Raw genomic sequence first — 15,266 nt, forward strand, 5'->3', positions numbered from 1 at the left:
ATATTGCGACATTGTCAAAATCACAGAGCACATACTTATTAACGGGAAGCCTCCCGCAAAAACTGTCCGATCCGGCGGACTGCTTCCTGAAGCCGGTCCTCTTCCTGAACGAGCGCGATGCGGACATAGCCTTCACCTTCCTTGCCGAACGCGTCGCCCGGAATAACGACGACGCCCGCGGAATACAGCATTTCCCGGGAAATCTGCCGGGATGTCCAGCCTTCCGGGATCGGCGCCCAGATAAACATCGTCGCCTTCGGTTTCGGAATGCTCCAGCCCGCTTCGTTCAGCCCTTTGATCACAATATCCCGTCGCCGTTCGTACAGCGCTGCGACTGATCGGCTCCCCGGCATCATATCTTCCTCCAGCGCTGCGATGCCGGCATGCTGCACAGCCAAATATACGCCGTAGTCGATATTGGATTTCAGCACGCGCAGAGCACGGACCGCGTCACGCTGTCCGACCATGAAGGCGATGCGGCAGCCGGCCATATTGAAGCTTTTCGACAAGGAATGGAACTCGACGGCGATGTCTTTCGCTCCCTCGACTTCCAGGATGCTGGGCGGCTTGAAGCCGTCAAACGACATCTCGGAATAAGCGAGATCGTGCACCAGCAGCAGCTCGTGCTCGCGTGCATATTCCACCAGCCGCTCGAAAAACGTCAAGTCGGCCACCGCCGACAGCGGGTTGCTCGGATAGTTCAAGAGCATGAATTTCGCTTGCCGCGCCACTTCTTCTGGGATGTCCTCCAGCTTCGGCAAAAAGCCGTTATCGGCCCGCAGCGGCATATAGTAAGGCTGCACCCCGGCCAACACCAGACTCGCGGAATAAATCGGATAGCCCGGATCGGGAACCATCACGGTATCGCCGGGGTCCGTCACTGCCATCGCCAAGTGCGCCAAGCCATCCTGCGAGCCCATCAGCGTGACGATCTCCTCCTCCGGATCGAGCGTCACCCCAAACCGGTGGGCGTACCAGCGGGCGACCGTTTGCCGGAATTGCGTACTCCCTTCCGATGTCGGATAGCCGTACATTCCCGGATCGTTCACCGCGAGCGTTAACGCTTCCATGACACGGGCGGACGGTGCCCGGTCCGGGCTCCCGATGCCGAGGTCGATCACATCGACGCCGCGTGCCGTCACTTCCCGCTTCCACGCCGCCATCTCAGAAAAAATAGCCGAACCCAGTTCGGCCAATCGTTTCGATTCCCATCGTTTCATCTATTTGCTACCTCGTTTTCCTTCCGAACGGCCATTCGGAATGTTGATTATACCTTCAGTCCCGTTACCTCGTGAACGTACCACATCATGCCGATGAGAAACGCTGCAAGCAGCGCATACGCCGTCCCGTACTTCCATCGCGACGCCGTAGGAACTTCGTAGTATTTGTCATTTTCGTATAGACGGTAATCGATCTGGCAGTGGATCATCAGATGCAGACCGTCTTCCTTCCGGAGATGCTCTACCCGGGTCACGTGTGCACGCTTGATGATTCCTTGATGCATGAGTGGCACCGTTCCTTGAAAATGAAGGCCTTCCCAGAGAACGTTCACATACTGCTGCCCGTCCAAATCCGAGAACGTGACAAAAGGCAGCTCCCGCTTATGCTCCGGGCCGGGAATCATATAGCCCTGCGCCAGCAGCGGCTCGGCCGCCACCAGAAAGCTTGCGTTGACGAACCGCTCCTCGCCTTGCTTGCGGTATTTGACGAATTTTTTGTACAGATCGTAGGCGAACATCGCCCAAATGATGAAGAACAAATACGAGCGCAGGTATATAATGACGACCAGCCCTCCGACCAGGCCGACCAGCCAGAGCCAGCGCGTTACCGCCGTCGCGATCCGTCCTCCGTCAAGCGGATGAATCGGCAGCAGGTTGATCAGATTAAGAAAAAAGCCGACATAAGCGATGGAATAAAGCAGTTTACTATACTCCGGGTTATCCAGCGCATAGGCTGCGCCGAACACGGCTAACGCGCCGACCGTTCCGAGAACGGGTCCCCCCAAAGCGACATACGCTTCCGTCACCGCATCCCGGGGATTCCGCTTCATGGTGATCAGCGCGCCCAGAAACGGGATAAACACCGGGGCCGTCACAGGCATCCCTTTTTGCTTGGCGGCAATGACATGACCGAGCTCGTGGATGAGCAGCAGCAGGACTAAGCCGATAGCGAACTGCCACGGAAACACGATCGCATACGCGCCGATGGTCACCGCCATCGAGATGATCGCTCCCCCGAATTTGCCGAGCTTCAGCAATGGCAGCAGCGTTTTCAGCTGCGTCAGAATGAAGGTCGCGGCTGCGCCGATATACCAAAGCGGATTTTGTTTTTTCGGTTTAGGTCTTTGCTGCAACAAGACTCACGCTCCTTAGACAAACCTTACGATTCGTTCCCCCAATTTTCCTCGTACAGCTCCGGCTTGAAGCCAACCGTCACCCGCGTCCCGTCCGTCGCGACCGGCCGTTTGATCAGCTTGCCGTTCGATGCGAGCAGCTTCATTTTCTCCTCGTCGTTCAACTGCGGCAGCTTGTCCTTAAGCTGCATTTCCTTATACACCTCGCCGGAGACGTTAAACCACTTTTTGATGTCCAGCCCGCTTTGCGGGATCAGCGTCCGAAGCTCCTCTACGGTCGGCGGCTGCTCCATAATGTGGATCGCCTCCACTTCCCATCCGTGCTCTTTGAGCCACTTCAACGCGCTCCGGCAGGTGCTGCAAGCAGGGTATTGAAAAACTTTGATCGCTTTGCTCTTGCTCATGATTTCTCTCATCCTTATCCTATCCTGAAATGGTTAACTATGACATGAATTCATTATACCGATGAATCGGCGGGTCCTGCAAATCGCCATCGACGCGGTTAAAAGTTGAAAAAAGGCAGCCAAGCGCAGATAATGGAAAAGAGTCCCATAGAAGGAGTTTAGCCATGATTATGTTCTTAAACTCATTTACAGCTTCATGATGCCTCCCGGCTGCTTCGTTCCGCTGCTGCTCCTGATCGGATGGTGGCTTTACGCCCGCGTCCGCCGCTCGGCCGGCATCGTTCTGTTCGCCTCGGCCGGCATCGTTCTGTTCGCCTCGGCCTGCCTCGTCTATTTGCTCTCGATCCCGCTGGTCGGCGAAACGGCGCTGCAGTCGATCGAAAATCGCTATTCGCCGCCTGCCGTCCTGCAGGGCGACGTCTACGTCATGCTGACCGGCGGAGCGGTGTCGGGGACCCCGGACGTGAACAGTACCGGCCATTTGAGCGGCAGCACACTGCACCGTGTCGTCGCGGTGGCCGAGCTGTACGCCGCTAAGCCGCTGCCGATCATCGTCTCCGGCGGGCAGGTGTACGCCGATACGGCCAACGAGGGCCAATTGGCCCGCAGCAAGCTTATTGCGCTGGGCGTTCCGGCCGAAGCGATCCGGTTGGACGACCGGAGCCGCACAACGCAAGAGAATGCGCAATACTCGAAGCAGCTGCTGGACGAAGGCGGTTGGAAGCGGCCGATCCTCGTGACGTCGGCTTTTCATATGCCTCGCTCGGTGAAGCATTTTGCCGCGCAGCACGTTCAGGTCGTTCCTTATCCGGTCGATTATAAGATCAGCCGCGGCACAGACTGGACGGGAAGACTATGGATTCCGACCTCAGCGGCCATGGACGATCTGAGCCTCACGGCCAAAGAGTATTTGGGACTTCTGCAGAAATGAACGAAACCGAAAAAATCCGCTCGTTTCCCCGATCGTATCTTGAAATACGCGGGAACGGCGGATTTTTTATGCTTATCGTACAGCCTCGGACTGCTCTAATTGCCTGATGCAGCGTTCCATATCCGCCGGAAGCGGCGCGTGAAATTCCATCCGCTGGCGCGTGACGGGATGCGTCAGCCCGAGCGTGCAGGCGTGCAGCGCTTGACGCTCCATCCCATAGTCCGCAGCAGGCGAAGACGCTTGGCAGACGCTTGGCGCCGCCTGCTGCTGCGTTGCGCTGCGGTCGGCGACGGGGATGCCCTCGGCGGCCGCCTTATCTACCTCGTCCGCCGTTCCACCCGGACCGTACATCTTATCGCCGAGTAGCGGATGGCCGAGATACCGCATATGCACTCGGATCTGGTGTGTCCGCCCCGTCTCCAGCCACAAGCGCACAAGCGTCGCTTCGTGAAACCTCCGCTCCACACGGTAATGCGTGACCGCCGGATAGCCGGTTGGCGTGACGATGCGGACATGCGGCGCAAGCGGATTGCGGTCGATCGGCGCATCAACCGTGCCTTCATCGCTGCCGATTACACCGTGCACGAGCGCAACGTATTCCTTCTTTAGCCCGTGCGCCTGCATTTCCTCCGAAATTTGCTGATGCACGTAAGGATTTTTGGCGACGGCCAGCACCCCGGACGTCTCCTGATCGAGCCGGTGCACGGGGCGGAAGCGGAAGCTGACGCCCTTTTCCCGCCAATAATGAACAACGCCGTTGGCCAGCGTATCCGTGTAATGTCCGTGCGTCGGATGCACGATCATCCCGGCCTCTTTGTTCAGCACCAACAGCTCATCATCCTCATACAAAATGTCGATCGGAAGCGGCTGCGGCAAAATATCGTCGGACGCTTCCATCTCCATCCGCGCGGCGACCCGGTCTCCGGCGCGTACCTTCACATCGATATATTTGCGTTCCCCGTTGACCGTTATGCCCTGTTCCGTCAGCTTCAGCCGCGAAAGCAGCTTGCGGGATACGCCCATTCGTTTTTGCAAAATCGTCCTCAGCACCATGCCGTCGTCTTCTGTCGGGACGATATATTCCAGCGGTTTATAATAGCTCATGACTTGCGTCTGAACACCTCGGCGCTCCGAATATATTCCACGTCGCCGTTGCCGGCCCGATGATTGGCCACCCGGGCGACCGTAAAGAACAAGTCCGACAGCCGGTTCAAATAACGGCGCACCTCTTCGTTGATCGGCTGCGTGCGAGCGAGCGTGACGACCCGGCGCTCGGCGCGGCGGCATACCGTCCTACATACGTGCAGCGCCGACGACGCCTGGCTCCCGCCCGGAAGGATAAAGCGCTGGATGTCCGGCGTTTCCGCATCGTATTTGTCGATCCATGCTTCCAGCCGGTCCACCATCTCGGCCGTCACCTTATACGGCCGCAGCTCCTGCTTCAACAGCGCCAGATCGGAGCCGCAGTCGAACGTCTCGTGCTGGATTTGCAGCAGATCGGCGAGCAGATCCGCATCGCGTTCCGCATCCAGAAATCCCATCGCCTGGCCGATAAAGCAATTCAGCTCGTCGACCGTGCCATACGCCTCGACCCGGACATCGTCCTTATCTACGCGGCCTCCGATCACACCGGTTTTCCCGGCATCGCCCGTTCTCGTATAAATTTTCACTGGAATCCCTCCCGGCCTTTTTTCCACCCTATCATCTCATACAATCGCTCCATATCCAAGTGCTCCCGCACATGGGCCGCGAGCCGGTCGAAGGCCGCCTCCCGGCGTTCCTGAAAGCGCAGCTCCGCCGGCAGCGGCTCCAGTCCTTTCGCAGCGCGAATCCCGTTCAGCCACGCACGGCGGAAATCGTCGTTATGCAAAATGCCATGCACATACGTGCCCCACAGCCGTCCGTCCGCGCAAACCGCGCCGTCCGGCGACGAACCGGATTCGGCCAGTCCGGTATCGGGATGCGATAACTCGAACGGGTGGTCGACAGGCCGCAAAAACGAAGTCACGCCCATGTGAATCTCATAACCCTGGATTTCAAACGCCTGCCCGGGACCGGCATACAGCCGTGTCGTACCTGCGGCTCTTACGGTCCGTTTCTCCGTGGCAAATACGGTTTGCGTCGGGAATAAGCCGAGTCCGTCGAGCACCGGTTGGTTGGATTCGACCGCATTCGGATCGAGCAGCTTCTCCCCCAGCATCTGATACCCCGCGCAGATGCCCGTCACCCATCCGCCGCTTTTGGCGAAATCAAGCAGCTTCCGGTCAAGACCGCAGTCGCGAAGATATAAAAGATCGTCGACGGTATTTTTGCTTCCCGGCACAATGACCGCATCCGGAAATCCAAACGTCTCCGCCGAATCCACAAAACGAAGCCGGACATCGCGCTCGTATTCCAACGGATCGATATCCGTAAAGTTGGACAGGCGCGGCAGCCGGATGACAGCGATATCGAGCATGTCTTCGGACAGTGCCGTATCCGTGCGGCCTAGTTCGCCCTCCGCCAGCTTGCGATCGAGCGAAGCCGAATCCTCGTCCTCCAGCCCAAGCTGCGGCAAATAAGGAATAACGCCCAGCACCGGCTTGCCCGTCCGCTTCTCCAGCCATTCGATCCCCGGCGTAAGCAGCGTCACGTCGCCTCGGAACTTGTTGATGATAAAGCCCTTCACCCGGCCGCGCTCCTCCGGCGACAAAATGTCCAGCGTCCCGACAAGGGAAGCGAACACGCCTCCACGGTCGATATCCGCCACGAGCAGCACCGGGGCGTCCGCCCATCCGGCCAGCCGCATGTTGACGATATCCCGGTCTTTCAGATTCACCTCGGCCGGGCTGCCCGCCCCTTCGATCACGACCGCGTCATAGGCTTGCCGCAAGCGGGCGAGCGCTTCCTTCACGACGGCCTCGGCTTCCGGCAAATATTTTTCCCGGTAAGTCCGCGCATCCAGATCACGGTAAGGCTTGCCGTGGACGACCACTTGCGAGACCATGTCTTTTTTGGGCTTGAGCAGAATCGGGTTCATGTCCGTCGTGGCCGGAATCCGACAGGCGTCCGCCTGCATTCCCTGCGCCCGGCCGATTTCTTTACCGTCCGGCGTCACGTAGGAGTTGAGCGACATGTTCTGCGATTTGAACGGCGCCACGCGCAAGCCGTCCTGCAGCAGGATGCGGCACAAAGCCGCCGTCAGCAAGCTTTTGCCGACATCGGAGGCGGTTCCCTGCAGCATGAACGTCGGGGCGAGCTTCAGCGATGCGGAATCGGGTATGGCCCCACCGCTGCTCTGTGAACCTTCCGCCCTCCGGGCTGCCGCGGCTTCTTCGCCCGCCGTCACGCACTCCCGCGCTTCGAGCAGTTCGGCAATCGACTGCCTAAGGCCGTCCAGCAGCGCTTCGTTCTGCTCCCTCAGCTTGACCGCCACCCGGCAGTACGTTTCGTCCAGCCCGGGAAACAGCGAAGCGTCCCGGATCAAAATGCCCCGCCGTCCCATCGCCGCTTGTAGCGCCCGCACGTCAAGTCCCAGCGGCCGCAATGAAAACAGCACAAAGTTCACATCGCTCTCGTACACGCTCAGGCCGAGCAATTGCAGCCCGGCGCGCAAACGTTCCTTCTCTTCCTTTACCCATTCCAGCGTCCGGCGCGCAAACTCCCGCTCCTCCAGAACGGCCGAGCCGATCCACTGGGATAAAGCGTTTACGCTCCACGGCACCTGCAGCCGTTTCATTTCGCGGATTAGCTCCGGATGCGCCACTACGTACCCGAGACGAAGTCCGGGAATCGAATAAAACTTCGTCATCGAGCGAATGACGGTCAAATGAGGATTTTGTGCTGCAGCGCGGACCAGCGTCAACTCCTCCTCCCGCGGGCAAAAATCCAAAAACGCCTCATCGACGATAGCCGGAATCTGTCCGCCAGCCAGCGCCTGCACCACCTCATCCGGCAGTAGACGCCCTGTCGGATTGTTCGGATGACCGAGAAACAGCAGATCGCACCGGTCTGCTGCCGCCTGCACGTCGGCCAGACGAAGCGCAAAACCGTTCGCTTCATCGAGCGGGATATCGACGATACGCCCCCCGATTTTTTCCACAGCTTCTTCGTATTCGGCAAAAGACGGACGAACCAGTCCCGTCACCCGGGGACGTCGCACCCGGACGGCCAAATCGATCAGTTCCGCTGCCCCGTTGCCGACGAGCACGCATTCGACCGGAACGCCGTGCTTGGCCGCCAGCTTGCCGGTCAGCTCCCGCACCGCCGGGTCCGGATAATGGACGACCTCCTGCCATTGCTCGGCCAAAATGCGTCCTACCGCCTCAGGCGGTCCGAGCGGGTTCATGTTCGAGCTAAAATCGACAAATCGCTCCCGCGGCTTGCCGAATGCTTCCGCGGCCGTCCACAAATCGCCACCGTGTCCGTATCGTTCCAGCATCGCAACCTCTCCTATCCCTTAATCAACACAAGCACGAGCAGCAGAGCCGCTTCCAGCAATTCGTTCATCGCGCCGTACGTATCGCCCGTCAGCCCGCCCAATTTCCGGTGAATCGAAACGCTCATCAGAGCACCTGCCCCCATCGTCACGGCGAGCAGAATACCTACTATACCTACCATATGCCAAAACGGAAGCGTAAGCCCTCCGAATGCTTCTCCCGCTGCAACAACGACTAATGACAGCAACAGCGCCACCAGCCCCGAGCCTGCGGCATGCCTGGCTCCGACACCGCGAAAAAAGCCGCCCATTCCGCTCCCCGCCTGCCGCGCATACGGCCAGCAGGCTATCGCTACGACCATGTACCAGCGGCTCCAGAGCGGAACCAGCGCCAATAGGAGCCACAGATTCACCTGGCCACCGGTTGCCGCAGAAGGCAGCAGCTCCGTCAGCAGCGACCATTTCAGCAGCAGCACCAGCACGGCGGCGATAACGCCCATGGCGCCAACCCGGCTGTCCTTCATGATTTCCAGCATTCTCTCCCGCGAACGGTGGCTCAAGATGCCATCAGCGGTATCCATCAGCCCGTCGAGATGCAGCGCTCCGGTGATCATCACCCAGAGCCCGAGCAGCAGAGCGGCTGCCGGAAGCGGGGACAGCACGCTGGTTAACAGCAGACCGGCAGTGGCTGTGATCAGTCCCAACACCAAGCCGACGAATGGATAAAAAACGACGCTCCGCCGAAACAAAGCGTCGTTATAATCCAGCTTCACCGGTACGGGCAATCGGGTTAAAAATTGAAACGCAGCCGCGCAGGCTTCGCCCCAAAGCCGCATCAAACGAATAAAAGCGCGCACAGCAATCCCCCCGCAATGATGTAACTGACGCCGTACAGCATGCGCACGGTCCGCTTAATATCTTCCCGGGTGCGCTCCCGCAGCGGCCAGCCCATCCGGGCCCGTTCGCTTGTCCGGCCGTGGTACACGTTCACGCCCCCAAGCTCGATGCCGAGCGCACCGGCCACCGCCGACTCCGGAATGCCGCTGTTCGGACTCGGATGAAGCCGGGCAAACTTCAGGACAGCTTTTGCCGCACGAACGGCATACAGTCCTGGACTTGCAAGCGCAACCAAGACGAGCAGCCCTCCGGTCAGCCGCGCCGGAATCCAGTTGAGCACATCGTCGAACCGGGCCGAGGCCCAGCCGAAGTGCAGGTACTTGTCATTTTTGTAGCCGACCATCGAATCCAGCGTATTCGCCGCACGGTACAGCATCGCCAGCGGAGCTCCACCGAGCAGTGCAAAGAAGATCGGCGACATGACACCGTCTACGATATTCTCGGCCACCGTCTCTACGGTCGCCCGCGTAATCTCCGGCTCATCCAGCCGCGTCGTATCCCGTCCGACGATATAGCCGACATATTTTCGCGCTTCGTCCAGACGCCCTTCGGCCAGTGGGCGGTAGACCGCCATAGCCGCATCCTTCAGTCCTTTGATGGCGATCGTGGTCGAAATGAACCAGGTGTTCACCGCATAGCCGAGCCACGGATGCACCTGTGACGCAGCCCAGACGATGAGGTACATCGCGCCGAACGCCAGGCCTACCGTCGATGCGGTAAGCGCAATGCCGCGCCAGCGCACAGCCCACTTGCCGTGAACGCCGGCCGCCTGCGCCCCGTCCGGCCACAGGCGCCTTTCCACGGCGGAAATCCACCGCCCGATCCAGATGACGGGATGCGTCAGCCAGCGCCATGACGGGTCGCCAAGCACCCAATCGATGACGATGGCGGCCAGCACCATCATTAGCGTTTCACTCATACTTTTTGGTGGGTGTATCTCTTTGTTCGCTCCGCTTGACTTCGTCAAAAGTCGCTCTCAAAGAGATACACCTCCTCCCTATAAAAGACTAAAAAGCTTGACGCGCCGCCTTACAGGGCGCTTATTTTTCATGCGCTGCCGGCGGCGGGCATGAAGCCGGGCTTGATTCTTGGTTCGCTCCGTTGACTTCGTCAAAAGTCGCTCCCAAGAAAACGCACCCACCCGCCCTACCCCAAAACCAAAAAACGTACTGCAAACTACAGTTTAAAAGCCATGCTCTTGAGTTCAAGAGGAATGCCGGAGGCGACAAGGAATACCTGATCGGCTTCGCGGGCAAGCCGTTGATTCATCCGGCCGGACAAATCGCGGAAAATACGGCCGAGCTTGTATTCCGGTACAAGCCCGGCTCCGACTTCGTTCGTCACGAGAACGGTCGGCTGCTTCACCGCCGCGAAGACGGCAGCCAGGCTGTCGATCTTCGCTTCGAGCTGCGCCTCCGCATCCGGCTCCTGTTCCAGCCGCAGCAGCCAGTTCGACAGCCAGAGCGTCAGGCAGTCGACGAGCACGACCGGTGCCGACGATCGTTCGAGCAGCTCCGCCAAGGCGAAGGGCTCCTCGGCCGTCGTCCAGCGGAAGCCGCGCTCGCTGCGCGATTGGCGGTGCAGGTCGATGCGACGCCGCATTTCGTCGTCATACGCTTGCGCGGTCGCGACATATAGGCCCTCGTGGCCCAGCACCGCCGCGTACTTCTCGGCGAACCCGCTTTTGCCGCTGCGCGCCCCTCCGGTGACAAGCACTCTCACCGGCATGTTTCCTTCCCGTTGACCGGCTTTCATACGCTTTCCCGTTCCGATGCGCCCGAAATTCCGGCATCCGCGAAGGTCGCCATCTCCTTCATAATGCGGACCGCCGCTTCGATCATCGGGAATGCCAGCACCGCGCCGGTGCCTTCGCCCAGCCGCATGTCCATGCGAAGCATCGGCGTCAGGCCGATCTCCGTAAGCAGGCGCTCATGGCCCTGCTCTTGCGAGAGATGCGACGCGATCATATACGACACGCTGAGCGGCGCCAGCCTCGCCGCGACCAAGGCCGCGGCCGACGAAATGAATCCGTCGATGACGACGGGGATGCGGCTCTGCGCCGCACCGAGAATAAGACCGACCAGTCCGGCGATCTCAAGGCCACCTACCTTGGCGAGCGCATCGAGCGGATCGGAAGCTTCCGGCCGGTTCGTTTCAATCGCCCGGCGAATGACCGCCTGCTTGTGCAGCAGCCGCTCGTCGTCGATTCCGGTTCCGCGTCCTGCCGCAGCGGCGGGGTCGGTCGCTCCGAGCACGGCCAGCAGCGCCGAGCTGGCTGTCGTGTTCCCGATGCCCATCTCGCCGGTAGCGAGCAGCCGGTAACCTTCGCCCGCCAACTCCTGGGCTATTTCCACGCCGATCATGACCGCGGCTTCCGCCTCCGCCCGCGTCATCGCCGGTCCTTTCGCCATGTTGGCGGTTCCCATGCGAATCTTGCGCGAACGCAGCAGCGGGTGCGACAGCTCGGCGTTGACGCCGATGTCCACGCAAACGACATCCGCCCCGGCCTGCCTTGAGAGCACATTGACGGCCGCCCCGCCGTTCAGGAAGTTGAGCACCATCTGCGGCGTCACCTCCGCCGGAAAGGCGCTAACCCCTTCCTCGCATACGCCATGATCTCCCGCCATTACGACGACGGCTTTTCGCGTCAGCTCCGGCATCACCTCGCCGCGAATGCCTGCGAGCTGCTTCGCGATTTCCTCCAGCCGGCCGAGGCTGCCCGGCGGCTTGGTCAATTGGTCCAGCCTGCGGGCAGCCTCCTCCATGATCTCCGCATCAAGCGGCCGAATGTCCGATAGCACTTGTTGTAACCGGCTTTGATCCGTCACGGTCATTCCCCTTTTCCGAGCAAAATTTGCGGCACGCCGCTGTCCGGGTGCCGAAGCACATACGGACGCGTGCCGTATACGTTCTCCAAAAGATCAGCGCGCAGCACGTCCTCCGGCGTACCGATTCCGGCTGCCTCGCCATTATAAAGCAGCATAAGCCGATCGCAATACTGCGCGGCCAAGTTCAAATCGTGCAGCACCGAAATGACGGTCATCCCGCATTCCCGCTGCCATTGACGGACCTTGTCCATTAGATCCACCTGATACCCGATATCCAGAAAGGTCGTCGGTTCGTCCAGCAGCAGCAGCTTCGGCTCCTGCGCCATCGCTTTGCCCAGCGCCACCCGCTGCCGCTCGCCACCGCTCAGCCCGTCGACCGTACGTTCCTCCAAGGGTCTGAGCTTCAGCCAATCAAGAATTCGCTCAATTAAAGCTGCGGAATCCCCAGGTTCGTCTCCCAACCAGTTTTGGTACGGGTAACGTCCCATCTCGACGATTTCGCGCACCGTGAACCCGAGCGGCGGCAGCGCATCTTGATGCAGCACGGCGAGCTGCCGGGCCAGCTCTTTGCGGGAGACGGCTTCCACCGGACGGCCGTCCAGCTTCACCGTTCCGGCGGCAGCACGCTCCGCGCCGGATATCATATGCAGCAGCGTCGACTTTCCGCTGCCATTCGGGCCGAGAATGCCAAACCATTCGCCCGGCTCTACCGAGAAGCCGATCTGTCGAAGCACCGGACGGCCGCCGAACGCTTTGGCCGCCTGCTCCACTTCCACCCGTATCACCCGCTTCGCTCCCCCTTTTTCCTGAAGTCTTATACATGAGGAGCGCCGCGTGAACGGATATTTTCCCAGTCGCTACGGTCCCCGGCTTTCTCGAACGACGCTCTGCTTCTCCAAAACCATTCCCCTCGTACGCCCGTTTGATCGACCCGGACCTAAGTCGAAGCGGCTCCAGATTTATCCTTCCCGAATCGCCCGCTTCCGCCGCCGCAGCAAATAAGCGAAGAAGGGCGCTCCCATAAAAGCCGTGACGACGCCGAGCGGAATTTCCGTCGGGCTAAGAAGCGTCCGCGCAAGCGTATCCGCCAACACGACATAGATGGCGCCTCCGATGAGCGAAAGCGGCAGCAACAAACGGTAGTCCGGGCCGACCAGCAAACGCAGCAGGTGCGGCACGAGCAGGCCGACAAAAGCGATGACGCCCGACACGGATACCGCAGCGGCCGTAATCAAAGTGGAAGCGATCAATACGACAAGCTTCGTCCGTTCCACGTGAACGCCCAGGTGGGCCGCCTGCCGCTCGCCAAGAGCAAATAGATTCATGGCCCTTCCGAATCCGAGCAATATCGCCGCTCCGACGGCCAGATAAGGAAGCAGTACAAGCGAATAAGTCCATCCGCGCAGCGCCAGGCTGCCCATCATCCAAAATACGATTTCATTAATGACCTGCTTGGACATCGAGACCATCAGCGAAACGAACGAGCCGAGAAACGCCTGCATTACAACGCCGGACAAAATGACCGTTTCCATCCGCAGTTTGCCTTCCGTCCGGGCCAGCAGCAGCACCGCACTTAGGGTAAGCGTCCCGGTCGCAAACGCGACAACCGGCACGCTCCATTCCCCAAGCAGCGAAAACTGCAGCCCGAACAGTATCAGGAAGGAAGCCCCTACGGACGCCCCCGACGAGACGCCGAGCGTGTACGGGTCGGCAAGCGGATTGCGCAGCACGCCCTGAAATGCTGCGCCCGCCAGCCCGAGCGCTGCGCCAACCAGCAGACCGAGCGCCACCCTGGGTAGCCGCACCTTCCATATAATTTGCTCCGATGCCACGCTCCAAGTCTCGGGGAGGTACTCGCCGGGCCATGGAAGCTGATGCAGAAGAATCCCCCACACGTGCCCGAACGGCACGCGAACCGAACCGACGGACAGGGCGGCCGTCGCGGACAGCAGAAGCAGGACGATAGCGCCTCCGCCCCATATCCACAGCTTGCGCTTCATTTTATTTCACCAGATCCGGATAAATCCCTTTGGCAATCTCCACAAGCCCGGCCGTAATGCGCGGCCCCGGACGGCTGATCAAATCTTTGTCGACACCGGCCAGCTTGCCGGACCGGACCGCTTCGATTTTGTCCCAGCCGCTGCGTTCGCGGATCAACTGGTCCATCGGCTTTTTCGACTTGTCGTCAATAATGCCGTTCGGATAAATGATCACCTGCGGATTATCCGCGATGACTTTCTCTTCGCTGATTTGAACATAACCTTTCTCACTACCGGCTACGTTGATCCCGCCGGACAGCGTGATCAATTCGTCGATAAATTCGCCTTTACCGACCGTCCAGCCCGGAGAAAACTCGATAAACACCTTTTTCTTCTGCTCCGGCTTCAAATCCTTCACGGCATCCACGACCTTCTGACGGTCGGCTTTCATCGAATCGACGAGCTTTTGCGCCTGCTCCTGACGATCGAAGATTTGCCCCATCATCAGCAGATTGTTCATCACGTCGTCCAGCGTTTTCGGCTCGACCTTGAACATGTTGATTTTCAGCTCGCGCAGCTTGTCGACCACTTGCGGCTTCATCGAGACCCCGGTCATGACCAGATCCGCATTGGCCCCGATCAGCGCTTCTTCATTCGGCTTGACGATGCTGCCCATCTTCGGCTTCGACTTTGCTTCCGCAGGGTAATCGCAGAAGTCCGATACGCCGACCACTTTATCTCCGAGACCCAGAGCGAAGAGCGCTTCCGTTTCGCTCGGCGAGGTCGATGCGATTCGTTCCGGCGCTTTCTCAAACACGAACTCTTTGCCCGTAGCATCCTTCACCTTCAAAGGATACGACGTTCGCTTGGCGGACGCCGCCGCTCCATCCTGCTTCGTGCCGTCAGCCTTCGGCGGATTGGCAAGCTCCCCCTGCCCCGGCGTCTTCACCGCGCTTCCGCAGCCGGCCAGCGATGCGGCCAGCGCCAAGCTCAAGATCGCAGCTAACCATCGTTTGTGTAGAACCTTCGTTGTAAGTTTAGCTTTCATCTTCCCAAACTCCTCTGGATATGTGGTTTATTTTGTTTCCGCCTAAAATGAAAAAGGCCCTTCACCCCGGGAGCATCTCCGAGGCGAAGAGCACAAACGGACCGCCGCCTGCGATCCGCCTGTTCAAAGACGGCACACCGCTGGCCGGCTGCCCGATTCCGCTCCTTTTCCTCGAAGGACGCTTCGCTTGCCGTTCGGGCAGGTTTCCTGACTTACAGGCTTCCTTCCGGAACTCTCCGCCTTCCCGCTTTACATCAAGCAGTGGCTTCCCGGAGAGCATTCGCCCGTTCACAGTGGCGGGACCGCGCCGGAGTCACACCGGCTTCCCTTTTAACTCGCAAGCTTCCATCGCCCGCAAGCACCCGAACCGCTATTCGATTATTCGCCCGCCGTCGGCTCCCGCATAGAG

Annotated in this window: 14 protein-coding genes and 1 riboswitch; of the genes, 1 reads left to right on the plus strand and 13 read right to left on the minus strand. The window is 59.8% G+C overall.

Features of this window, described 5'->3' with window-relative positions; genetic code table 11:
* Window positions 1-38 precede the first annotated feature (38 nt).
* Genes QMG93_RS20270 through QMG93_RS20280 form a run of 3 tightly spaced genes read right to left on the minus strand, consistent with a single transcriptional unit; the run spans window position 39 to window position 2,757 of the window.
* Window positions 39-1,220: an aminotransferase class I/II-fold pyridoxal phosphate-dependent enzyme gene (locus QMG93_RS20270; protein ID WP_281939608.1), complete on the minus strand. Its 1,182-nt coding sequence runs from the start codon at window positions 1,218-1,220 to the stop codon at window positions 39-41.
* Between the two features lie 47 nt (window positions 1,221-1,267).
* On the minus strand, window positions 1,268-2,353 hold the full coding sequence (locus QMG93_RS20275; RefSeq protein WP_281939783.1) for a site-2 protease family protein: 1,086 nt from the start codon (window positions 2,351-2,353) through the stop codon (window positions 1,268-1,270).
* Between the two features lie 26 nt (window positions 2,354-2,379).
* A complete protein-coding gene (locus QMG93_RS20280; RefSeq protein WP_281939609.1) occupies window positions 2,380-2,757 on the minus strand; it encodes an arsenate reductase family protein in 378 nt (125 codons plus the stop codon).
* A gap of 196 nt (window positions 2,758-2,953) precedes the next feature.
* Here QMG93_RS20280 and QMG93_RS20285 point away from each other — a divergent pair, with 196 nt between their 5' ends.
* The gene (locus QMG93_RS20285) at window positions 2,954-3,688 is read left to right on the plus strand and encodes a YdcF family protein (RefSeq protein WP_281939611.1); all 735 of its coding nucleotides are present in this window, start codon (window positions 2,954-2,956) and stop codon (window positions 3,686-3,688) included.
* Window positions 3,689-3,760: 72 nt separating this feature from the next.
* On the opposite strand, the gene QMG93_RS20290 is transcribed toward QMG93_RS20285, so the two are convergent.
* The 10 genes from QMG93_RS20290 to QMG93_RS20340 all read right to left on the minus strand — a co-directional run bounded on the left by QMG93_RS20290 (window position 3,761) and on the right by QMG93_RS20340 (window position 14,857).
* On the minus strand, window positions 3,761-4,792 hold the full coding sequence (locus QMG93_RS20290) for an RluA family pseudouridine synthase (protein ID WP_281939612.1): 1,032 nt from the start codon (window positions 4,790-4,792) through the stop codon (window positions 3,761-3,763).
* Complete coding sequence (locus QMG93_RS20295; protein ID WP_054976183.1) at window positions 4,789-5,358, minus strand: cob(I)yrinic acid a,c-diamide adenosyltransferase; 570 nt, start codon at window positions 5,356-5,358, stop codon at window positions 4,789-4,791. The genes QMG93_RS20290 and QMG93_RS20295 overlap by 4 nt, the downstream gene beginning before the upstream one ends.
* Window positions 5,355-8,108 carry a cobyric acid synthase gene (locus QMG93_RS35230; protein ID WP_309299682.1) on the minus strand — a complete coding sequence of 918 codons (2,754 nt, stop codon included), beginning with the start codon at window positions 8,106-8,108 and terminating at the stop codon, window positions 5,355-5,357. Before QMG93_RS35230 ends, QMG93_RS20295 begins: the two co-directional genes overlap by 4 nt.
* A gap of 11 nt (window positions 8,109-8,119) precedes the next feature.
* Entirely contained in the window at window positions 8,120-8,962 is an 843-nt protein-coding gene (gene cobS / locus QMG93_RS20310) for an adenosylcobinamide-GDP ribazoletransferase (protein ID WP_281939616.1), read from the minus strand.
* Window positions 8,941-9,903: an adenosylcobinamide-phosphate synthase CbiB gene (gene cbiB, locus QMG93_RS20315; RefSeq protein ID WP_281939785.1), complete on the minus strand. Its 963-nt coding sequence runs from the start codon at window positions 9,901-9,903 to the stop codon at window positions 8,941-8,943. The genes cobS and cbiB overlap by 22 nt, the downstream gene beginning before the upstream one ends.
* Before the next feature lie 275 nt (window positions 9,904-10,178).
* Window positions 10,179-10,757, minus strand: a complete 579-nt coding sequence (cobU, locus tag QMG93_RS20320; RefSeq protein WP_281939618.1) for a bifunctional adenosylcobinamide kinase/adenosylcobinamide-phosphate guanylyltransferase — start codon at window positions 10,755-10,757, stop codon at window positions 10,179-10,181.
* Window positions 10,754-11,836, minus strand: coding sequence for a nicotinate-nucleotide--dimethylbenzimidazole phosphoribosyltransferase (gene cobT / locus QMG93_RS20325; RefSeq protein ID WP_281939620.1), 1,083 nt, complete (start codon window positions 11,834-11,836; stop codon window positions 10,754-10,756). The genes cobU and cobT overlap by 4 nt, the downstream gene beginning before the upstream one ends.
* Entirely contained in the window at window positions 11,833-12,615 is a 783-nt protein-coding gene (locus QMG93_RS20330) for an ABC transporter ATP-binding protein (RefSeq protein WP_281939622.1), read from the minus strand. The genes cobT and QMG93_RS20330 overlap by 4 nt, the downstream gene beginning before the upstream one ends.
* A 174-nt stretch (window positions 12,616-12,789) precedes the next feature.
* Entirely contained in the window at window positions 12,790-13,830 is a 1,041-nt protein-coding gene (locus tag QMG93_RS20335; protein ID WP_281939624.1) for a FecCD family ABC transporter permease, read from the minus strand.
* A 1-nt stretch (window position 13,831) separates the two neighbouring features.
* Complete coding sequence (locus tag QMG93_RS20340) at window positions 13,832-14,857, minus strand: ABC transporter substrate-binding protein (RefSeq protein ID WP_281939626.1); 1,026 nt, start codon at window positions 14,855-14,857, stop codon at window positions 13,832-13,834.
* A 179-nt stretch (window positions 14,858-15,036) separates the two neighbouring features.
* Window positions 15,037-15,238, minus strand: a riboswitch (cobalamin riboswitch).
* Window positions 15,239-15,266: the final 28 nt, after the last annotated feature.

The sequence above is a fragment of the Paenibacillus tyrphae genome (assembly GCF_027925525.1).
In the GTDB taxonomy this organism is placed as follows: domain Bacteria; phylum Bacillota; class Bacilli; order Paenibacillales; family NBRC-103111; genus Paenibacillus_G; species Paenibacillus_G tyrfis_B.